The organism is Rhizobium sp. NPDC092011 (genome assembly GCF_044756305.1).
GTDB lineage: Bacteria > Pseudomonadota > Alphaproteobacteria > Rhizobiales > Rhizobiaceae > Rhizobium.
Window position 1 is genome coordinate 1,206,791 of record NZ_JBIVSO010000001.1, and the last position, 19,278, is coordinate 1,226,068.

Genomic DNA, 19,278 nt, shown 5'->3' on the forward strand with positions numbered 1-19,278 from the left:
GTCTCGCTTGCATGCGTTGCTATCTGGCAAACCCGACTTGCCAGCTTCCAACCGGCTTTCTCACGCAGAGCCGCATATCCTCCGGAGGAGAAAACCCAATACAGGAGGAAGAAAATGAAGCTCTATTATGCACCCGGCGTCTGCTCTATGGCCGCGCATATCGTTGCCGCAGAAGCAGGTATTCCGCTCGATTTGAGGAGGGTCGACATTCGCAGCGAGCCGCATCGCGTCGAAGATGGCCGCGATCTCAAGTCGATCAGTGTCAAGGGAGTGGTCCCGGTGCTGGAACTCGACGACGGTCGGATTCTCACCGAAGGCGTCGCAATCCTGCTGTATCTCGCGGATCTGAAGCCAGAGGCGATGTTGGCGCCCGCACAAGACAGCTTCGAGCGCTACCGCCTGCAGGAGTGGCTGACCTTCATCAGCTCGGAACTGCACAAGAGCTTCAGCCCATGGCTGTTCCATCCGGAGTATGGCGCGCAGGCCGCCGACGTTGCCAGGGAAAGGCTGAAGCCGCGTTTCGATGTCCTCGAAGCGCATCTTACCCATCACGATTATCTCGTCGGCGACCGTTTCAGCATCGCCGATGCCTATTGCTTCACGATCATGAACTGGTCGAAAGGGCGCGGCATCGATCTTGGCGCATGGCCAAATCTGATGCGTTATCTGTCAGGGGTGGTCGAGCGTCCGGGCGTGCGTGCGACGCTTGTTGCCGAGGGCTTGCGCAAATAGCAAGCGTGGTCTTGGTGAGTGACGTGCGCCTACGACCGCTTCGCACGGCCACGGATTGCGTCCGCTCAATCGGTGGCGCCTGGAGTTTTGCCGCGCTCTCCCTCCAGCAGCGCGCGGCGTGCCAATAGTCCGCCCCCGACATGGTCGAAGAAGGCTCGGACGCGTGCCGTATTGCGCAGATCCCTGTGTGTGATCAGCCACAATTCTCTGGTGAGTTCTTCGAGCGGTTCCTGCACCCGTTCGATATCGGATTCGAGATCGCCAAGGTAGCAAGGCAGGAGTGCCAGACCCAGGCCCGCCTTCACCGCCATGAGCTGATTGATGAGGCTGCTTGATCGATATGCGAAGGCGCGGGATGAAATATTTTCCGTCAACCATTTCGATGCCGCAGCGACTGCCCCGCTGTCCCAGCCGATTACGACATGGTCGGAAAGCGAGTCGATACACGTTGGCCGTTCCCGATCTGCAAGGTAGAGACTGCTCGCGTAGAAAGCCCAAGGGGTGGAGGCAATCTTACGCCCGAAGAGTTCCCCTTCATGCGGACGCGTTGCCCGAATGGCGATATCGGCCTCGCGCCGAAGAAGATCGAGCTGCCTGTTGTCGACAAGAAGTTCGAGTTCTATTCCGTCATGCTCGCGACGGAAGCCCGCAAGCACTTCGTTGAGAATGCGATAGGCCAAAGTTTCGGACGAGGTGATCTTGAGCTTGCCGGACAGGCGCGTGTCCTGACCGGTAATCGACCGATCGAGCGCCAGGATTTCGGCTTCCAACCGCTCCGCAGCGGTCACCATCTGCAGGCCGGCCTCCGTCGGCACATATTGGCTCGAGGTGCGATCGAACAGCTGTACCCCCCTGCGTTTCTCCAGCGCGTTCAGCCAACGAAAGACCGTAGAATGGTCATGGCCCAGGTCTCTTGCCGCGCCTACGAGAGATCCTGCGCGTCCAATCGCCAGTACAATTCTGAATTCGTTCCAATCCGCCATGTTCTTGCTGCCTCGCAGGTTCAGTTATCGTCATGGTAATTTGCATTGCAAATTTGCAAGATGAAACCCAAGATCCGGGTCCCGGGCTCGCTCCATCGCAATGTAATGATCGAAACGCAAAGTTGGGATTGCAAGATCGCAAGGCCGTTTTGCCGTCTTGCAAGTGCTTGCTGGCAAACGCCAGCATCAGATCGGCTGGATAACCGCACGTGCGCAAACGACGGCCACGCTTCCACCGTTGCGATTGTCGGGCGGAAATATCCGTTTGCCAAACCACAACGGGCATGGCGCCCGCAACGCCTCTATCATCCCAGCATATGCCAGAGCCCACGCGTTTTCGCGTCTGCATGGCATGATCGGAAGCGGCAATGAGGGATGATGGCAAGCATGGGAACGGGCACGGCATGGATACTGCTGATCGTATCGGGCATTCTCGACGTATGCTGGGCCATCAGCGTGAAAATGGCGGATGGCTATAGCCGGTTGGCTTGGTCCATCCTCTCCTTCGTCCTGCTCGCCGCCTTTATTTATGCGCTCGGCAGAGCCCTCCAGGTACTGCCGATCGGCACCGCCTATGCGGTCTGGACCGGCATCGGCGCGGTCGGGTCGATCCTTGTCGGCATCGTGATTTTTCGCGAGCCCGCGACCTTCCTGCGGCTCTTCTGGATCGCCGTCACTCTCAGCGGGATTGTTGGCCTCAAGCTCTCGAGCACGTGAGCCTCAGTCTCCGCTCCTCTCAATATGAAGGAAATACCATGGCCAAGCTGAATGCCGATCCGAATTTCGTCCTCTCCAAGGCTGAGGAATTGAAGGCCTTTCGCGACATGCTGCTGATCCGCCGTTTCGAGGAGCGTTGCGGTCAAATGTATGGCGAGGGTTTGATAGCCGGATTTTGCCATCTCTATATCGGCCAGGAAGCGGTTGTCGTCGGCATGCAGATGACGATTGGCGAGGGAGACCAGGTCATTACGGCCTACCGCGATCACGGACACGCATTGATGGCGGGCATGGATCCCAAGGCAGTGCTGGCCGAACTGACCGGCCGCATGGCAGGGGCGTCCAAGGGTAAGGGCGGCTCGATGCATATCTTCGCGCCGGATCTGGGTTTTTATGGCGGCCATGGCATCGTCGGGGCACAGGCGTCTCTCGGCACCGGCCTTGCCTTCGCCAACAAATATCGTGGCAATGATCGCGTTTGCCTCACCTATTTCGGAGATGGCGCGTCGAACCAGGGGCAGGTCTACGAGAGCTTCAATATGGCGAAGATCTGGAGCCTGCCGGTCGTCTATGTCATCGAGAACAATCACTATGGCATGGGCACGAGCATCGAGCGCGCTTCGGCCAACCTCAATCTTTCTCAACGCGGTCTGTCGTTCAACGTGCCGGGCGAGCAGGTCGACGCGATGGACGTCCGCGCCGTTCGCGCCGCAGGTGCCAAGGCCGTCGAACATGCCCGCATGGGGAAGGGGCCGTTCATTCTCGAAATGCTGACCTACCGCTATCGCGGGCATTCGATGTCGGATCCGGCCAAGTACCGTTCCCGCGAGGAAGTGGAAAAGGTCAAAACCGACAACGACCCGATCACTCGCTCGCGCAATCGCATCCTCGAGGATGGTCATGCCACCGAGAGCGACATCAAGCTCATCGAGCAGGAAATCAAGGAGATTGTTGCGGAGGCGGTCGATTTCGCCAAGGCCAATCCGGCGCCGGCTTCGTCGGAGCTTTATACCGACGTCTATGCCTAGGAATGCTCAGCCGTCCAGCCGGACTGGATGAGTATCCGGTGATAATGTCCTCCCGGGGCCCTTCAGGTCGTCGAGCCGGTTGGCTTTCCAAGAATGCAGGCTCTTTCATGCATGTATTCGCGGCGTGAAAGAGCTGGCAATGACGCATGCGGTTCGCTCCAAAATCCCGGGAATGCAAGGCCCGCGGGCGATCTCGTCCCTCAGACGCCGAGGTCGAGCTGAGGCTGGAATTGATTGTCAGCGACCTCCTCGTTGGTCAAAGAGGAAAGCGTGACACCGAGCAGACGAACGGGTCGCTTGAATGGGTAGACGGTTGCGAGAAGCGAGGATGCCGCCTCGAGAACCTCGTCCACGCCAGCGACGGGAAGAGAGCCTGTCCGGCTACGGGTCGCTTGGGTGAAGTCCGAATATTTGATCTTCACGGTCACCGTCTTGCCGCTAATGCCGCCAGTCTCGCAATAACGCCAGACCTTTTGCACGAGCGGCTGCAGCTCTGCCGTCGCCAGTGCGAGATCGCTTATATCTTCGACAAAGGTATCTTCCGCGCCAATGGATTTTCTTAGGCGGTTGGCTTTGACCTGGCGTTCGTCGATGCCGCGGGCAATCCCATAGAAATACGGGCCTGACTTGCCGAAATGTTCCTGCAGGAAGGCGAGGGATTTCGACTTCAGATCGAACCCCGTCTCGATACCGTATTTGCGCATGCGCTCGGCGGTTGCCGGCCCGACACCGTGGAATTTCTTGACGGGAAGCGTTTCGACGAAGGCCGGGCCGTTTTTCGGCGTTATCACCGCCTGGCCGTTCGGCTTGTTGAGATCGCTCGCCATCTTTGCGAGGAATTTATTGTATGAGATGCCTGCCGACGCATTGAGCCCCGTGACCTGTTTGATTTTCCTCCGGATTTCCAGCGCGATCTCGGTGGCAATCTGCATGCCCTTTAGGTTCTCGGTGACGTCGAGATAGGCCTCATCGAGCGAAAGGGGCTCGATAAGCGGGGTGTATTCCGCAAAAATCTCGCGGATTTGCTGCGATACAGCCCTGTAGACCTCAAAACGTGGAGGCACGAAGATCAGGTCCGGGCATTTCCGTTTCGCGGTGACCGATGGCATGGCCGAGTGGACGCCGAAGGCGCGGGCTTCATAGCTTGCCGCCGCCACCACGCCGCGCGCTGCCGACCCACCGACCGCAAGCGGCTTGCCGCGGAGCTCGGGATTGTCCCGCTGCTCGACCGAAGCATAAAACGCATCCATATCGACATGGATGATTTTTCGAACAGGGCTTGAGCTCATATCGTGCATGGTGGTCTCGGTATTCACGCTGCAAATTCGGCGAATCTCATTCGATCCAGTGGCGAAACAAATGAAGAACATACCATCCTGTGGGGAGATATCAAACCGCTGGCGTGGCTTGATCGTCACAGGTGCCGCCTTGTGATGCGTCCGAAGCTTCTTATCTCTTATTGGTCCCCCACATGGAGCCTCGATATGGGCAATTTCGTAGCCGATCCAATTTCTGATCCTTTTATGGAAATCCTCCCGCCGGAGCGCGATGACAAAACCCGGCCGAACGCCAAGGCGTGCCTGTGCTGTCGAAAGATGCGCTCACCGACGAGGATGGACGACGATGGCTGCGGCATATGCGATGAATGTCTGGCTTCGTGACGGAAGCTGCAGGGAAACTACTGCCCGGTGCGCTTGCGGAATTCGAGAAGGCTCTAGGCAAGCTACCTGATGGCTATGTGGAAGGACGGTATGAGGGGCGTGCTTGGGGCGTGACGGTCAACCGATCCGCTGATCGCAGACGGATCTGGCTATACGGCGAGGAACTCGGTGCAACAAACATAGTGAGCTTCAATCTCTACATGCTCGCAACAGCGCCGCCGATCCTCAAGCCATGCGAAATGTCCTCATCGAAGGTTGTCGAGTTTGTCCTGGGGTTCGATCCCCATCGATAGATCAGCCCAAATCTACTTGCGGACCAAGCTGAAGGTGAAGTGACTGCCGCGATGATAGTCGATGGCATAAATGACCGGGATGCCGGCATCGTTGAAGCAGGTTTCAGTGATGAGAAGGGCGGGTCCGAAGTCTTTGAGATCGTGGCGCTCGGCCACGCTCTGGGGCAGCATGACCGCGCTGACGGAGGCGGACGACATCCGCGGGCGGTGCCTGTACTGCTCAAGCAGCGACAGCAGGGATCCGCTCCAGTCAACATCGTAAAGCCGCGTGGGGACGATGCTGCGCGGGACATAATCCAGGCAATACATGATCGGATTGTCATTCTCGAGGCGTAGCCGCTCGAGCCGAATGACGGTTTCCTTGTCTTCGAGCTGCAAATGCTTGGCAATGGTCGCGTCAGGCACCTCTTCCGAAATCGAGAGCACTTTGTTTACGGTCGTATAGCCATAGGCATGCGTCATGTCGGTGACGCTTTCGAAGACGGTGATCGGGCGATCGACGTGTACGGCTGAAATCGCGGAGACGAAGCGGCCGCGCCCATGCTCTACATAGATATCGCCTTCCTGCTCGAGCAGTTTCAGCGCCTCGCGCAAGGCCGGTCGGGACACGTTGAAGCGCTGCGTCAGCTGGGCTTCGGTCGGCAATTTCTCGCCGGGCCGTAATCCTTCGGTTTGAATGAGGTCGGCGATACGGTCGCGAAGCTGGATCACGATGGTGCGCGTATCGCGAATAGACTCGTTCAAATCATGCCTCTCCAAACTCTTTCACTCCACTATCGTCTTGTCTGACAAATATGAATTGGTCAAGAGGCGGCTATGGAGGCGAGCGCCTTTCCAGCTTGGCAACTATGCCTTGAAAGCAGGGGCAACCATCGCCTGTGCGTCTTGACAGGCAAATCCAATGATGTCAGTTGTCTTACAACTTTGCATGATGTGCAAAGGTCATCACCAGAATGCGTCCGTGCGACGTCATCAACCGAGAGAGTTCCATGCTGAATTTTGACGAAGAGCGATTTCTGCGTATCCAGTCCGGCGCGTTGGCGCTGGCGCAGCGTCTCGATCAGGTGATAGGCACATGCCTGGCCGCCGGCGCGGAGAACGTATTTTTCATGGGAACGGGCGGCGCCGCCATTCTCATGCAGCCGGCCGCCCAGCTGCTGCAACGCAACTCGCGCTTTCCCGCGTTCATCGATCTGACCGCAGAGCTCTTCATTTCTTCCTCGGTGAACCTGACCGCCAAATCCATCATTGTCATGCCGTCGCTCTCCGGCACCACGAAGGAGAGCGTCGCGCTGCTCTCCAAGATCAAGGAGATCGGCGCAACGGTCCTGACGCTGGTCGGGCATCAGGAGACGCCGCTCGGCAAGGGTGGAGACCACGTGTTCGTCAATTTCGCCGAGGATGATACGTCCTGCGAGTCCTTCTATCTGCAATCGCTGATCATAGCGCTGTCGATCATGAAACATCGCGGCGAGATTTCGAACTACGATGGCGTTCTCGGCGAACTGGCGACGCTGCCCAGGCTGCTGCTTGAGGTAAAGCGCGCTTTTGAGGGCAAGGCAGAGGCCTATGCCAAGGCTCTTGCGGCGTCCGACTATCACATCATCATCGGTGCCGGAAACGTCTGGCCCGAAGCCTTCTATTACGGCATGTGCATCCTGGAAGAAATGCAGTGGATCCGCACGCGTCCCGTTCACGCGTCCGACTTTTTCCACGGCACGCTTGAATTGGTCGATAAAGAGGTCAGCGTTATCCTGTTCAAGGGCGAGGACGCCTACCGCCCATTGGCCGAGCGGGTTCAGAATTTCGTGCCGAATTATACGGAAAAGCTAACGGTTCTGGATACGGCCGACTTTACATTGCCGGGAATATCGGCCGAGGTTCGCGCGTTGATTTCGCCCGTGCTGCTCGCAACCGTGCTGGAGCGCATCAGCGCCCATCTTGAGGTCATGCGAAATCATCCGTTGACCACCCGTCGCTACTATAAACGCGTTGCCTACTAAGCTATTTGGCGAGAATGGAGGCCGTCGCAAGTGTTGGAGGCGCTTGCGGCGGTCTGTTGTTTGTAGGCTAAGGATCTTATTGGGGGGATCAATGGCGCCGTTCCGATTTGCATGTGTCGGAGATAATTGCATCGATCGATTTTTGCCGCCGATAAGCCAGTCGCTTGTCGGCGGTAATGCCGTGAACGTTGCCGTCCAGTTTGCCCGGCTCGGTCAATCGGCGGCTTATTTCGGGGCGGTGGGCGAGGACGCGGACGGTGTGCGGACGAGGCAAATACTCGAAGCAAATGGCGTCGAAACCGTTCATCTTCGCGTTTGCCCGGGCGTGACCGCCTATACTGACATCGAGCAGACGCCTTTGGGTGACCGGATTATGGTCTTTGAGGAATTCGGCGTTTGCGCGGGGTATAGGCCGAGCGAAAGCGATCTCGCTATCCTGAAGGCGGTCGATCATGTCCATATCGGCTGGATGGATGACGGTGGCGCTTTGCGCCGCCGTCTGGCTGCGTCTGGCGTTAGCGTGTCTCAGGACATTTCCGTCAATGCAACTCCGGAAAACCTGGGTGTCGAAGGGCTGTCCGTTGCATTCGCCTCCGCCGGCGCACGCGGGAAAAGGGCTGAGACCATGCTTCAGGAGATGCTGCAAGGTGGTGCGGGTTGCGCCGTCGTTACCTGCGGGGCGGAGGGTGCGATTGCCTCACGCGGTTCGGAAAGAGCTGAGATCGATATTGCCCGGGTTCAAATCGTCGATACCACCGGGGCGGGAGACAGCTTTATCGCAGGCTTCCTAGCAGCTTTCATCACTTCGAAGCCGCTGGAAACGTGCATGGAGGCCGGGCGTGACTGTGCGGCAATGACCTGCACCCATGTCGGCGGTTTCCCGCAGCAACCACTGCCGCTCTAACCCAGATTGACGGAATATAGCGCCGAAGCTGGCTTGAAAGCTGGACCAATATCGTCGCGAAGCCCAGAGCATTCCCGCTTTTCTTCAACTCGCGGAAATGCTCTGGAGCGGGCCGCTGAATGCTATCGCGCGTTGAAACGGCCAAATCGTTCTTCGATACGTGACTGAAGGAATTCAAGCGCCATGGACAGGATCCAGTAGATCATCGAAGCCGTGATGAGCATTTCGATATGGCGGAATTCCGTCTGGCCCTGGGTACGCGCCAGATACATGATCTCCCAGACACCGACGACCGAGACGAGCGAGGAATCCTTCAGCATGGCGATGAACTGATTGCCCGTCGGGGGGATGATGACGCGCATCGCCTGCGGCAAGATCACCAGGAACATGGTTTGGTTCGGGCTGAGCCCGAGAGCCGTTGCGCCTTCGGATTGGCCGCGGGGAATGCTTTCGATGCCGGCTCGGAAAATCTCGGTCATATAGGCGCCGTAGCAGAGGGAAAGAGCCAGAATCCCGGCCGGTATGGCGCTGATGACATAACCCACCTGCGGCAGGCCGAGATAGATGATGTAGATCTGCATCAGAAGCGGCAGGCCACGGAAAAGAGACGTATAGAACGTCGCGAAGCCGTAGACGACGCCATTCCGCGAGAGTTTCGCGATCGCTCCTACGAGGGCTATGGCGGTGGCGATGACAATGGAGATGGCGGATATGTAAAGCGTCGTCACCACGCCCTGCGAGATCAGGAAGCCGATCTTCTTTGCGATGAAGGCATAGGAGAGGTCGAACGTATAGAAGAAGAGCATCAGCAGGATGAGCAGCTCGATCCAGACGCCAATAATCTGTTGTCGGCGAGGCAATAGTCTCAGCAGCTTGATGTTGACGGCTATGATCAGGGAGATCAACACGGCGGAGACAAGCCGGCTTGCCTGAGGGCTGTCGGCGAGCCAGCCAAGTGTCATCGGCACCAGCTTGCCGATCCAGGCAGAGCTTATTCCGAGCGCATAGAGGGCCGCCGTCATAACCGTCAGCATGAGAAGCAACCCGGTTCGCCGGGCCGCGTCCGGGTAGTTCAAAATCAGTCTTCCAAGCATCATCGCTCCCCTTGACGATCTTCTTGGAACGCTTCAGCTTTTCATGGAAAGGCCGAACCGTTCCAGCTCTTTATTTCCACGCAATTCCGGACGGAAAAGCGCTGCGCACTTCTCCCTGAATTGCTCTAGGCGGCTCTTTCACGCCACCAGTCTTGTGCCTGCAGTTTCCAATAGGTGAGCTGTGCCGCGGCGAGCCCGGCAATTCCGCCGGCCCAGACGAGACCAAAGGGTTGAAAAAGCCGATAGCGATCGGATTGGCCGAGAATGCCCTCGGCCACGATCTTTCCGCCCATCGCCGTCGTGTTGAGGCCATGGCCGCCAAAGGCCGTGCAATGCCAGACACCCGGCATCATCTCACCGATTTGTGGCATGAGGTGGCGCGCATAGGACATCAGGCCTGACCAAGCGAGTTCGGTCTTGAGTTCGGAGAGTTGCGGGTAGGTCCCTGTCATCTCGCTGCGTAATTCTCGAGCCAATGCCGCAGGCGAGGCTGCGCGTGTGGTGATGCGTCCGCCCCAAAGAAGGCGTTTTCCATCGTCGACAACGCGGTAATAGTCACCCGCGCGGCGATTGTCGCCGATCGCGCTGCTCGTCGTGATCGCCGTGGCTATCAGCTCGGGGTTTTCTTCGGAGATCATGACGTAAGTGGCAATCGGCAGGAATGAGCGCTTTAGCTTGCCGACCAGGGAGCCGGTATAGCCGCCTGTCGTCAGCACGACCTGGCGCGCCTTCACCTGGCCGTGTACCGTTCGCACGATTTTCTCCGGGCCGGAAAGCTGGCAATCGGTCGCCGCCGAGTTTTCATAGATGCGCCCGCCAAGCCGCTCGATTTCGCGGGCTATCGCACGCACATAGTTCAAAGGATGAATGTGGAAGGATTTTGGGCTGCGCAGCGCCTGAAAATAGCGATTGGATTTCAGAACGGCGCGGATCTGGCTACGGTCCATGAATTCGAGATCGCTGCCGAAATCGCGGTTCATTTCCTCGGCATACCTCTTCAGGCTGTCGCCGCCATCGTACCGCAAGGCGCTGATTATGCCGGGTATCGGCTTGGCGTCGGTAATGTCGAGATCCCGGATGGTGTCGCGTACGAAATCAACGCCTTCGACGGAAAGTCGGTGAATGGCCTTTGCTTTTTCGGCACCAGTGACGCGTGCGATTGCGGAACCGTCGGTGGCAAATCCGGCGCTGACGAAACCGCCGTTGCGGCCCGATGCACCGAAGCCGACGGACTGCGCCTCCAGCACGACAACGGCCATGTTGGCGCGTGCAAGCTGCAACGCCGTCGTCAATCCGGCAAGCCCGCCACCGATGATGACCGTGTCGCACTCGATGGAGCCGCTGAGCTGCGGGCGAGCGCCGGTTTCCGTCATTGTCCGGTGATAATAGGTGTCAGGGTACGACATGGTCTCTCTTTCAAGGCAATCTGGAAAGGAGTGAGGTCAGGGCAGGTGCTGCCCCGACCGGTTCGCGATCAGTCGACGCTATAGTCGGCGCCATACCACTTTTTGGTAAGCGTCCCGAGCGTGCCGTCTGCTTTCATCTGCTTGATGATCTCGCCGACCTTGGCTGTCCATTCGGGATCGCCTTTTTCTGCAATGATCACGAGCGGTTCGCGAAAGGCATATTCGCCTGCGATGATGCGCAGCGGATAGCCATTCTTGATGGCGTTCTGCGCTGTTTGTTCCGGTGCGATGACCGCGTCGAGACGGACGCCGGGGCCAAGCCGCAAGTCGTCAAACGGCAGCATCGAGTCGGCAAAGGTTCGAACCTCGCCGGGTTCGACCTTGTATTGCACCGGCGGCAGGCCGGGTGCGTCGATCTGCAGGTTGCGGCGAATGAAATCCTCCGAGGTCGTCGCAGTCTCGACGCCGATAACCTTGCCGTTGAGATCGGCTACGGTCTTCAGCGGGCTGTCCTTGTGGACGACGTAAACATAGGGGCTGTAATAATAGATGCCGGCGAAGTCGATAACCTGAGCACGCGCCTTAGTGGGCGTGACGGAGCCAACGCCGACGTCGTAGCGTCCTTGCCAGTGACCGCCCGTAAGGGTCGCCCATTCCGGCGTTTGGAAGCTGACCTCTACCCCGAGGCGCTTGCCGATCTCACGCGAGACGTCGATATCAAATCCGACCATCTGGTTGCTGTCGTCGAGAAAGCTCTGCGGTGGCCAGCCGCTGTTCGTCGCAACCACCATGCTCTTTTTCGACAGGACACGATCGAGTGTGGTGCCGGCATGCGCAACGGATGTCATGGCAAACGCGGCCGCAGCGATCGCCATGCCTTTCAAGAAATTGTTCATAGATCCTCCAATGTCAGACACTCGTTCCACCTTATGTAAGATGTCTGACAACTGAACTAGATTGCATTGAACGCAGGGTGTCAAGAGCCTCCTTAGCAAAACTTCATCGTGCGGCGAAACAAACGATGAGAGGCGGAAGCAATGGTGCAGCGGGATATCTGCAACAGCCGGATCCGGTGGTGTGCGCTAGGGAAAGCTGTCAGACGAGTTCGCGTGAGCGCGCGAAATGTCCCGGGCCAGACGTGCTCGCGGAGCAAGCATTGGGGCGGTTGCGGAATCAAAATTGCCGGAGCTAGATCAGGATCGCACCAAGGACCGCGTATGAATTGGTCGATGGATGCCCGCTTCGACAGCAAGCGTGGAATCCTATCGCAGGATCTGAGCCTTGGCTCTGGTTATCGTAGAGATTGTGCTGACGGCAGTAGAGCGTGCCGGGAGTCATGCGGCTCGTATGCCGAGTGGCATGACGGGCTGGGGCGTGTTCTGAAATTCAGCTGATCGGGCCATCGGACGCCGTCAATCTCGACGGATCTTCGGGAACCATTACGAAGTTGAAAGAGGCCCGCCATCCGGTTTTGCCTCCGATGTGCTCGAAGTTGGCGATCAACGAAGACTTGACGCCGAAGACGGCGTCGGATCCGAGATAGACATCATCGCCCGTGAATATGTGGGTGACGATCTTCTGATGGCCCGGCGCCGTCACCAGGAAATGCATGTGAGCGGGGCGGTAGGGGTGCCGGTGCAAGGCTGCAAGAAGCTCGCCGACAGGCCCGTCGTCGGGAATGGGATAGCTGACCGGCTTGATCCCGACGAAGCCATAGCTGCCGTTGGTGCCGGTGAGGAAACGGCCGCGATTGTTCCATTTCGGCTGCAATTCCGGCTGTTGTACGTCGTAAAATCCGTCAGCGTTATCAGACCACACGTCGACCATCGCGCCTTGGACGGGGTTGCCGTCTAGGTCGATCACCCGCCCCTCGAAGAGGCAGCTTTCACCCTTGCCGTCCAGGCTGATGCTGTCGCCCATGTCTCGGATGGGCGCATTGGCAACATAAAACGGGCCTAAAACAGTGTTTTCCGTCGCACCGGCGGGACGGCGATTGCCAATGGCATCGACCAGCATGGAGAGTCCAAGCACATCGCTCAGCAGGATATATTCCTGCCGCGTATCGGTGCAGCTTTTGCCCGTGCGTGTGAGGAAGTCGATGGCGAGTTCCCATTCCTGCTGGGTCAGTTCGACGTCCTTGACGAAGTCATGCAAATGACGAACCAGGCTGGTCATCACTTTCTGCACGCGCGGCGAGGCTTCATTCCCGACCCTGCCGTTGACGGCGTCGACGGAGTTGTCCTCAGTAAAATAACCGCTCATATGTTATTCCTCCCTCACATCGTCGGGCCTAGCCGCGCCGCGAACCAGTCGGCGACGAGCGCCGTTCGTTCGAAACTGTGATTGTATATTGTGTGCTCGCCATCCGGCCAGACATGCAGCATAGCCTCGCCGGTTGCGGCATCGAGGAATGGTTGCTGGTCGTCCATCGTCACGAGCGGGTCCGCGCCGCCGTGCAGGACGAGAAGCGGACAAGCTATCCTCTGTTGCGCCGGATCGAAACGCAACTTCGCCATAACGGCCTCGATCATTGCCCGGTCTTCGCTGCCGATCATCGCAGCGCTCTGTTCGAAGGCCGTGCGGAAGGGCAGGATTGCGGGCCGGGCGAAGGAACCGTTGACGCAGCAGGCGCCGATCCGGCTGTCGCTGCTTGCCGTTCGGGCGGCCCATAGCCCGCCATAGCTATTGCCCCAGATGCCGGGCTTGCCAAGTGATGGATCGGCCAGAATGAAATCGACCCAGCGACCGAAAGCGGCTTCTACGCCCTCTTGGAGATAGAGCCTCTGTTCGATCCGGGTCTCGCCCTGGCCCGGTCCCTCAGCCAGTATGGTGGCGAGGCCGCGTCGTGCAAGTTCCCGGGCGATTGGAAGATAAGCCACGCCCCAGCCGCTTTGACCGCCAAAGAGGATGACGGTGCCGCGTGCCCTTTGCGTTGTGGGGCGCACCAGCCAACCGATCAGACGCTTACCGGAAAACTTCGTTTCGACGCGCTCGAAGGGCAGATCGAAGACGGGGCCGAGCCGTCGGCATGCAGCGATCAGCTTGCGGTACAATTCGACCTTGCGGGGCTCGTCGAAATTGAAGGCCATCTGGGCGAAGACCAGCGCTGCGATGCCGCGCTGACGCGCCCCAGCCGCCGTGACGATGCGTCCTTCGGCTTCGGCCCTGTCAGCCTGTGTCAGGCGTTCGGTCGCGATGGCTTCCGCGACCACATCCCAAGGCTCGCCGGCCGACGTGCGCGCATGCAGACGGCTTGCATCCGCATGGTCCATTCCGCAATCCAGGAGCCGGGTCATGGCCATGGCGCGTTGGTGAGCGAGGCTCGCCTTGACGACGAGATCGTCCGTCATGCCCGTGCCTCCATCATCGCCTCATGGGTCAGCGTCGGCCTGATTTGCCAATGCAGGCTATTGCGCAAGTCACGCAACAAGTCGGGTAGGCCGTCGAGCTGGCGGACTGCGCCGTACATCAAGAAATCCGGACGGCGGAGATAGGCCGCAAAGCCGTTTCTGTCCAGAAAGTCCAGCTGGACGCCATCAAGGTCCGCGACATGATCCAGTGCGGTATCGGCGCCGGCCACGATGATCCAACGCCCGCCGATCTGCTCGAAGAAGGAAAGGCTTTCCGGGTCGAGATAGCGAGCCGGGTCGGCCTGGCTGACGATCATGAAACCGCGGCCGACCACATCGTCCATCAAGCCCTCGTGTCCCTTGTATCGCACTCGGCCCTGCGGCGTCGGCGAGCCGGTCGCGGCGTGAAGGCCGCCGTCGGCCTGCAAATGAACGACACCGGTTTCGACCTTGGGAAACGGCGGCGGAGGCGGCATCTTGCCGGACAGAAAGAGCGCATTGCGTTCGTCGACCTTCTGCGGATCATCCTCATTGGCGACCTTGCCGAGCATGGTCGACATCTCGGTGATCTGTGTGACGTGCGGACGTCTTTCCGCTTCGTAGGTGTCCAGAAGCTCCGGGCCTGCCTTGCCCTGCAGCACCAGATCCAGCTTCCATGCAAGGTTGGCGCTGTCGCGGATGGCAGAGCAGGCGCCCTGGCCCATATAGGGCATCATCGTATGGGCGGCATCGCCCACCAGCATGATACGCCCCTCTTTCCAACTCTTGGTGATTGCCGGATCGAAGGTATAGACGACATTGCGGATTGGCCTGATCTCATCCAGCCCGATGCCGTGCTGGTCGCGAAGCCAGGCAAGCCCGTTCTTGATGTCCTCCCAATAACTGGTCTCCTCGCCTGGCAGCACGCGCATCTCGAAGCGCACGCGGGACTTGCCGATCGGCATATACATATGCGCGCGTGCCGGGTCGCAGTAGATCGAGGTGATGGCAAAGCGGTCGCCGAGATCTTTGACATACTCGGAATCGAGGTTCAGCCACCGTTCATGATGACCATATTGATGACGTTCCACGCCGAGCGCACGGCGCGTGAAGCTGTTTGCGCCGTCGGCGCCGATCACATAGTCGACCTCTATTCGGCGGAGATTTTCGCCATCGCCGGAAACTGTTTTCCACGATCCGTCCCAGGGGCGGGCTTCCACAAGGACCTGGTCGTCCCGTTGCTCAAGCTTCGAAACTTCCCAGCCGCGCAGGAATTCGACGTTCGGCAGCGCGGCAGCGCGGGCATAGACCGCATCCTCGATCTCCGGCTGGAAGATCGAAATATGGGCAGGAAAGCCGCATTGCTTGCCCTTCCAGTCGAGATCGATCAGGATGTTCCCCTGAGCGTCGAGGTAGTGATAGGTGTCGACCGGCCTTGCATCGCGAAGCGCGTGATCGATGTCGCCGGCCGATGCGACGAGGCGCGCCGTCTCGCCGTCGATATGGCTGAGGCGAGGCAGGCCGTAGGGTTCGGGCCAGCGCTCGATGACGATGACCTGATGTCCGGCCTGGCCAAGAAGCGAAGCGGCAATGAGGCCGGCTGGCCCGCATCCGATGATGGCGACGTCTCGGCGCTCGGCTAGCGATGACGTTGTTGATTGGCTCATGTTTTCCTCCCGTATCCGATATTTCCGGCGCCTGTACTCAGGTCGCCGGAGCATCTCCTCGCCACGCCGCCGCCAGCAACCGGCGGATATCGGCGCGTGTCACTTCCCGCGGACTCCAATAGGGGTTGGCCGCCGCGATTTCGGCGGCGCGGTCGAGATCCGCCTCGCGCAATCCGATGTTCTTGAGGGCCGTTGGCGCGCCTATCCTGACTGCGAAGTCATGCAGCGCCGCGCCCGGTGCGGCTGCGCCGAAAATCTGGGCTATCGGCTGCAGCTCGGCAGCGGCGGCGCCGGCATTAAAAGCAATGGCGTGCGGCAGGACGATTGCGTGGGTTTCCGCGTGAGGCAGATCGAATGTTCCTCCGAGCACATGGCAGAGCTTATGATGCAATGACATGCCAACCGTGCCGAGCACCGTCCCGCAGAGCCAGGCGCCGTAGAGCGCAGCGCTTCGCGCGGAAAGATCTCGCGGCGCTTCGGTAATTTGCGGCAGGGCTTCGGCCAGTGCCCTCAATCCCTCGATTGCCATCAGCGATGAAATAGGATTGCGATCGCGGGCATAAAGCGCCTCGGCGGCATGGGCCATGGCATTGAGGCCGCTTGATATCGTCATCGGAACGGGCAGACCAAGCGTCAGTTCCGGATCGTAGATCACCACTTCCGGCAGGATGGAGGCCGCACGCACGGTTTCCTTGCGGCCCGCCTGGGTTTGCCCGAGGATCGGCGTTACCTCGGAGCCGGCATAGGTGGTGGGGATCACGATCTGCGGCGTATCGAGACGATAGGCGATCGCTTTGCCAAGACCGGTGGTCGAGCCGCCGCCGAAGGCGACGGTGCAGTCTGCACCACTGTCCTTCATCGCTTGAAGTGCCAGTTCCGTGATCTCCACTGGCGTATGCATGGTCGCCTGCGCAAAGGTTCCGACGCAGCGCTCCCCCAGCAGTGCGGCAATAGTCTCGGCATCCTTGGCTTGCTGCGGAGTGGAAAGGACAAGCGCCCGCCTGCAGCCCAAGTCGGCAACGGCTTCCGCCACCTGCATCCGTGTGCCGGCCCCGAACAGGATCCTTGCTGACGATCCCAGATAATTGAATGCTCTCATCAGTTCCTCCTCCCAGCGACCGGCCAAGGCCGCTGCTGGTCACTGTATCCAGCAGAAACTGTAGCTGGGGGATCAACTAAATTCGAATGATGATATCGTAGATTAACATACCAATATGGTATGTTGTTGTGGAGCAAGGCCACGGAGGATACCATCTTGCAGATCGACCCGCGCCATCTGCTGCAGATCTGGGCTATCGTCGATGCGGGCGGTATGTCCGAAGCAGCGGCAATACTCGGCATGACCCAGCCCGGTCTCTCGCGCACGATTGCCTATCTGGAGAAGCGGCTCGGAGAGCCGCTCTTCCTGCGCAATCGCCGCCCCATGGAGCCGACGCCTCTGTGCCGGGATCTTGCCGATCTCGGTGCAGCCGTGCGGCGCGCCTCCGTGCGGGCGAGCGATGTCGCCGAGTCATTCCGACGCGGTGAGCGCGGCGACATTCGCATCGGCGGTACGCCGTTCTTCATGGATGCGCTTGTCTCGGCTATGGTCGGGCGCTTCCAAAGAACGCGACCCAACGTTCGCATAGAGCAGGTCTACGGCTATACGGCGAGCCTTGCCGAGAAGATCAGGACGGGCCAGCTGGATCTTGCGATATGTCCCGTCGAGGTTTTTGCTGACGGCGATCTGACTTTTGATCCGATCCTGACCGGGCGCAACGTCGTCGCCTGCCGGACTGGTCATCCTCTGCTGGCTTCGAAGGGGCTCCGGCCTACCGACCTTCTGCAATATCCCTGGATCGAGCCGCCCGCCGGCAGCCCATTAAGTGCCGATCTAAGGACCGCGCTCCTCAATCTCGGCGCCGAACATGTGCGCATCAATTTCTCTGGCGCCTCGCTTGCTGGGATTCTGGCGCATCTTGGCAATTCCGACAGTCTGGCCGTGCTGCCCTTTGGTGTGGTGTTCGCGCGGCGAGAGACGGACAACATCTCGGCGCTGCCGATCCTGCCGAGCGGCGTGCCGCGCGCGCTCGGCTTCGTGCAATCAAGATTGATGCCGCCCGGCCCCGCCGCCTTGCAGCTCAAGATGCACGTCCTCTCGGCATTTGCTGGCTTGAAGCCGGATATGGAGGACTATGCGCTCCATTGCGGTATTGGCGGAATTACGGGCGAGCCCACGGCCATATAGGTGGTCTCGCCACGTCTTCCGGCACCTGATGACGCCTCGGTCTAAATCCCCGCAATTGCACATTGCCAGCGATTTCCAATATCGGCCCGGTCTAGGGAGCAGGCGATTTACCGTATGACACGATCCATGCCGGCGGCTCCTGTTCCCTATTGCCGTCGACTTTTATGCCGCGGTCGCGCGCCCAGCGATATCCCCACATCGGCCCGAACCTGGTCGCAAACCGTGGTGAGCTGGCGTAGGCTGGATGGGCTTGTGCTTCGTCGAGCGATACAAAGCGGTAGCCGGACCTCTGGAAAATTCCGAGTAGGCGATCCATGACCGATGCGTTGATCCGGTTCAGGTGGAGCAGCATGATAGCCGGTACATCGCAACCGAGCACCCGCCTGTTGAGATCGGCATAGTAAGCGATTTCAGCGCGGCTATAGTCCAGATACGCGGTTTCGATGCGGTGGCGCATGTCCTCGTCGCCTGTTTTCAGCGCATGTTCGTGGGCGGCGTCGAAGAGATAGTCGGACGTATCGATCGTCGATGCCGCTATTCGATAGCCGCGCTCCCTGAGCACGGCTTCGAAGGCCTCGCGCCGATCGGCGGTGTCGCCAACGTGATTGTAGGGGAATCTGAAGAAGCTGAGCGATCGCCCCACGTTCCGGACCATCGGGCCGATGGTCGCTTCCCCCTCCATTACCTCGCGGCGGAATTCTTCAACGCTGAGGTCGTTGCTATCCTTATGGCCGAAGGAATGATTGCCCAGTTCTAGGTGTCCTCGGTTCCATGGTGCGAGCAGGGTTTCTCCCATCTGGCCTAAAGCTTTCACGCGCCTTTCAACCACAAACCCGGTCGCAGGTGCATGATAGCGGTCCAGAGCCGCCAGAATCGATGAATTCGCCTCTCTTGCGGCGTGAAGTGCGTTTCGAGCTTCGGGGTCACCGGCAATGCTATAGGGAAGATCGTCGAAAGTAATCGCCACGCTTGGCGCCGATGGTGTGGAGCATGGCTCTTGCCGCAAGGGCTGAGCACCGGCGGGATGCAAACCAGGCGCAAGCGCCATGGCGCTCGCTATCACCCATCGAACCAGGCGCCGAAGTAGAGGTTGTGGGACCTTCGCGGTGCCCGTGCGTTTTCTATCAATCGACTTCACTGGCTTCGTTATATCTCGACATATCCGTGCGAGCTTAAAGTGCGAGGGTTGCAACAGCATTGCGTGTCTCGCGAACAATCGCTCCCGGTGAAGCGC

At 59.3% G+C, this 19,278-nt stretch carries 18 protein-coding genes; 7 read left to right on the forward strand and 11 right to left on the reverse strand.

Annotated elements, in window-relative coordinates:
• Positions 1 to 114 precede the first annotated feature (114 nt).
• A complete protein-coding gene (gene gstA / locus ACIQJ2_RS05550) occupies positions 115 to 732 on the forward strand; it encodes a glutathione transferase GstA (protein WP_400675508.1) in 618 nt (205 codons plus the stop codon).
• Positions 733 to 797: 65 nt separating this feature from the next.
• Here the strand turns inward: gstA and ACIQJ2_RS05555 are convergent, their stop codons facing one another.
• Positions 798 to 1,715 (reverse strand): LysR family transcriptional regulator, encoded by a 918-nt coding sequence (locus ACIQJ2_RS05555; RefSeq protein ID WP_400675506.1) that lies wholly within the window; start codon positions 1,713 to 1,715, stop codon positions 798 to 800.
• Between the two features lie 387 nt (positions 1,716 to 2,102).
• On the opposite strand from ACIQJ2_RS05555, the gene ACIQJ2_RS05560 reads away from it, so the two are divergent.
• Positions 2,103 to 2,432, forward strand: a complete 330-nt coding sequence (locus ACIQJ2_RS05560; RefSeq protein ID WP_400675577.1) for a DMT family transporter — start codon at positions 2,103 to 2,105, stop codon at positions 2,430 to 2,432.
• Between the two features lie 38 nt (positions 2,433 to 2,470).
• A complete protein-coding gene (gene pdhA, locus ACIQJ2_RS05565) occupies positions 2,471 to 3,460 on the forward strand; it encodes a pyruvate dehydrogenase (acetyl-transferring) E1 component subunit alpha (protein WP_199147684.1) in 990 nt (329 codons plus the stop codon).
• 200 nt (positions 3,461 to 3,660) lie between these two features.
• Here pdhA and dinB read toward each other — a convergent pair whose 3' ends face one another.
• Positions 3,661 to 4,758: a DNA polymerase IV gene (gene dinB, locus ACIQJ2_RS05570; RefSeq protein ID WP_400675504.1), complete on the reverse strand. Its 1,098-nt coding sequence runs from the start codon at positions 4,756 to 4,758 to the stop codon at positions 3,661 to 3,663.
• A 347-nt stretch (positions 4,759 to 5,105) separates the two neighbouring features.
• Here dinB and ACIQJ2_RS05575 point away from each other — a divergent pair, with 347 nt between their 5' ends.
• Positions 5,106 to 5,414 carry a hypothetical protein gene (locus tag ACIQJ2_RS05575; RefSeq protein ID WP_400675502.1) on the forward strand — a complete coding sequence of 103 codons (309 nt, stop codon included), beginning with the start codon at positions 5,106 to 5,108 and terminating at the stop codon, positions 5,412 to 5,414.
• A gap of 12 nt (positions 5,415 to 5,426) precedes the next feature.
• Here the strand turns inward: ACIQJ2_RS05575 and ACIQJ2_RS05580 are convergent, their stop codons facing one another.
• Positions 5,427 to 6,158 (reverse strand): GntR family transcriptional regulator, encoded by a 732-nt coding sequence (locus ACIQJ2_RS05580; protein WP_199147680.1) that lies wholly within the window; start codon positions 6,156 to 6,158, stop codon positions 5,427 to 5,429.
• A gap of 245 nt (positions 6,159 to 6,403) precedes the next feature.
• Here ACIQJ2_RS05580 and ACIQJ2_RS05585 point away from each other — a divergent pair, with 245 nt between their 5' ends.
• Together ACIQJ2_RS05585 and ACIQJ2_RS05590 are read left to right on the forward strand one after the other, a co-directional pair.
• Positions 6,404 to 7,417, forward strand: coding sequence for an SIS domain-containing protein (locus ACIQJ2_RS05585; RefSeq protein WP_400675500.1), 1,014 nt, complete (start codon positions 6,404 to 6,406; stop codon positions 7,415 to 7,417).
• A 91-nt stretch (positions 7,418 to 7,508) separates the two neighbouring features.
• Positions 7,509 to 8,321: a PfkB family carbohydrate kinase gene (locus ACIQJ2_RS05590; RefSeq protein WP_400675498.1), complete on the forward strand. Its 813-nt coding sequence runs from the start codon at positions 7,509 to 7,511 to the stop codon at positions 8,319 to 8,321.
• 122 nt (positions 8,322 to 8,443) lie between these two features.
• On the opposite strand, the gene ACIQJ2_RS05595 is transcribed toward ACIQJ2_RS05590, so the two are convergent.
• The 7 genes from ACIQJ2_RS05595 to ACIQJ2_RS05625 all read right to left on the reverse strand — a co-directional run bounded on the left by ACIQJ2_RS05595 (position 8,444) and on the right by ACIQJ2_RS05625 (position 16,919).
• Complete coding sequence (locus ACIQJ2_RS05595) at positions 8,444 to 9,415, reverse strand: amino acid ABC transporter permease (protein WP_199147674.1); 972 nt, start codon at positions 9,413 to 9,415, stop codon at positions 8,444 to 8,446.
• A 125-nt stretch (positions 9,416 to 9,540) separates the two neighbouring features.
• Positions 9,541 to 10,821 (reverse strand): NAD(P)/FAD-dependent oxidoreductase, encoded by a 1,281-nt coding sequence (locus ACIQJ2_RS05600; protein ID WP_400675496.1) that lies wholly within the window; start codon positions 10,819 to 10,821, stop codon positions 9,541 to 9,543.
• A gap of 68 nt (positions 10,822 to 10,889) precedes the next feature.
• The gene (locus tag ACIQJ2_RS05605) at positions 10,890 to 11,717 is read right to left on the reverse strand and encodes a transporter substrate-binding domain-containing protein (RefSeq protein ID WP_199147670.1); all 828 of its coding nucleotides are present in this window, start codon (positions 11,715 to 11,717) and stop codon (positions 10,890 to 10,892) included.
• 490 nt (positions 11,718 to 12,207) lie between these two features.
• On the reverse strand, positions 12,208 to 13,083 hold the full coding sequence (locus tag ACIQJ2_RS05610; RefSeq protein WP_400675494.1) for a dioxygenase: 876 nt from the start codon (positions 13,081 to 13,083) through the stop codon (positions 12,208 to 12,210).
• A gap of 14 nt (positions 13,084 to 13,097) precedes the next feature.
• A complete protein-coding gene (locus ACIQJ2_RS05615; protein ID WP_400675492.1) occupies positions 13,098 to 14,171 on the reverse strand; it encodes an alpha/beta hydrolase family protein in 1,074 nt (357 codons plus the stop codon).
• Positions 14,168 to 15,817 (reverse strand): bifunctional 3-(3-hydroxy-phenyl)propionate/3-hydroxycinnamic acid hydroxylase, encoded by a 1,650-nt coding sequence (locus ACIQJ2_RS05620; protein ID WP_400675490.1) that lies wholly within the window; start codon positions 15,815 to 15,817, stop codon positions 14,168 to 14,170. Before ACIQJ2_RS05620 ends, ACIQJ2_RS05615 begins: the two co-directional genes overlap by 4 nt.
• A 37-nt stretch (positions 15,818 to 15,854) precedes the next feature.
• Positions 15,855 to 16,919, reverse strand: a complete 1,065-nt coding sequence (locus ACIQJ2_RS05625; RefSeq protein ID WP_400675575.1) for a maleylacetate reductase — start codon at positions 16,917 to 16,919, stop codon at positions 15,855 to 15,857.
• Between the two features lie 153 nt (positions 16,920 to 17,072).
• Here ACIQJ2_RS05625 and ACIQJ2_RS05630 point away from each other — a divergent pair, with 153 nt between their 5' ends.
• Entirely contained in the window at positions 17,073 to 18,044 is a 972-nt protein-coding gene (locus ACIQJ2_RS05630) for a LysR family transcriptional regulator (protein WP_199147662.1), read from the forward strand.
• Positions 18,045 to 18,135: 91 nt separating this feature from the next.
• Here ACIQJ2_RS05630 and ACIQJ2_RS05635 read toward each other — a convergent pair whose 3' ends face one another.
• Positions 18,136 to 19,242, reverse strand: a complete 1,107-nt coding sequence (locus ACIQJ2_RS05635; RefSeq protein WP_400675488.1) for a polysaccharide deacetylase family protein — start codon at positions 19,240 to 19,242, stop codon at positions 18,136 to 18,138.
• Between the last annotated feature and the right edge of the window lie 36 nt (positions 19,243 to 19,278).

Excerpts from the sequence above, each read along its gene's own strand:
- gstA (WP_400675508.1), top strand. The coding sequence starts at position 115 with ATGAAGCTCTATTATGCACCCGGCGTCTGCTCTATGGCCGCGCATATC.
- ACIQJ2_RS05555 (WP_400675506.1), bottom strand. The coding sequence starts at position 1,715 with ATGGCGGATTGGAACGAATTCAGAATTGTACTGGCGATTGGACGCGCA.
- ACIQJ2_RS05560 (WP_400675577.1), top strand. The coding sequence starts at position 2,103 with ATGGGAACGGGCACGGCATGGATACTGCTGATCGTATCGGGCATTCTC.
- pdhA (WP_199147684.1), top strand. The coding sequence starts at position 2,471 with ATGGCCAAGCTGAATGCCGATCCGAATTTCGTCCTCTCCAAGGCTGAG.
- dinB (WP_400675504.1), bottom strand. The coding sequence starts at position 4,758 with ATGCACGATATGAGCTCAAGCCCTGTTCGAAAAATCATCCATGTCGAT.
- ACIQJ2_RS05575 (WP_400675502.1), top strand. The coding sequence starts at position 5,106 with ATGTCTGGCTTCGTGACGGAAGCTGCAGGGAAACTACTGCCCGGTGCG.
- ACIQJ2_RS05585 (WP_400675500.1), top strand. The coding sequence starts at position 6,404 with ATGCTGAATTTTGACGAAGAGCGATTTCTGCGTATCCAGTCCGGCGCG.
- ACIQJ2_RS05590 (WP_400675498.1), top strand. The coding sequence starts at position 7,509 with ATGGCGCCGTTCCGATTTGCATGTGTCGGAGATAATTGCATCGATCGA.
- ACIQJ2_RS05595 (WP_199147674.1), bottom strand. The coding sequence starts at position 9,415 with ATGCTTGGAAGACTGATTTTGAACTACCCGGACGCGGCCCGGCGAACC.
- ACIQJ2_RS05600 (WP_400675496.1), bottom strand. The coding sequence starts at position 10,821 with ATGTCGTACCCTGACACCTATTATCACCGGACAATGACGGAAACCGGC.
- ACIQJ2_RS05605 (WP_199147670.1), bottom strand. The coding sequence starts at position 11,717 with ATGAACAATTTCTTGAAAGGCATGGCGATCGCTGCGGCCGCGTTTGCC.
- ACIQJ2_RS05610 (WP_400675494.1), bottom strand. The coding sequence starts at position 13,083 with ATGAGCGGTTATTTTACTGAGGACAACTCCGTCGACGCCGTCAACGGC.
- ACIQJ2_RS05615 (WP_400675492.1), bottom strand. The coding sequence starts at position 14,171 with ATGACGGACGATCTCGTCGTCAAGGCGAGCCTCGCTCACCAACGCGCC.
- ACIQJ2_RS05620 (WP_400675490.1), bottom strand. The coding sequence starts at position 15,817 with ATGAGCCAATCAACAACGTCATCGCTAGCCGAGCGCCGAGACGTCGCC.
- ACIQJ2_RS05635 (WP_400675488.1), bottom strand. The coding sequence starts at position 19,242 with ATGCTGTTGCAACCCTCGCACTTTAAGCTCGCACGGATATGTCGAGAT.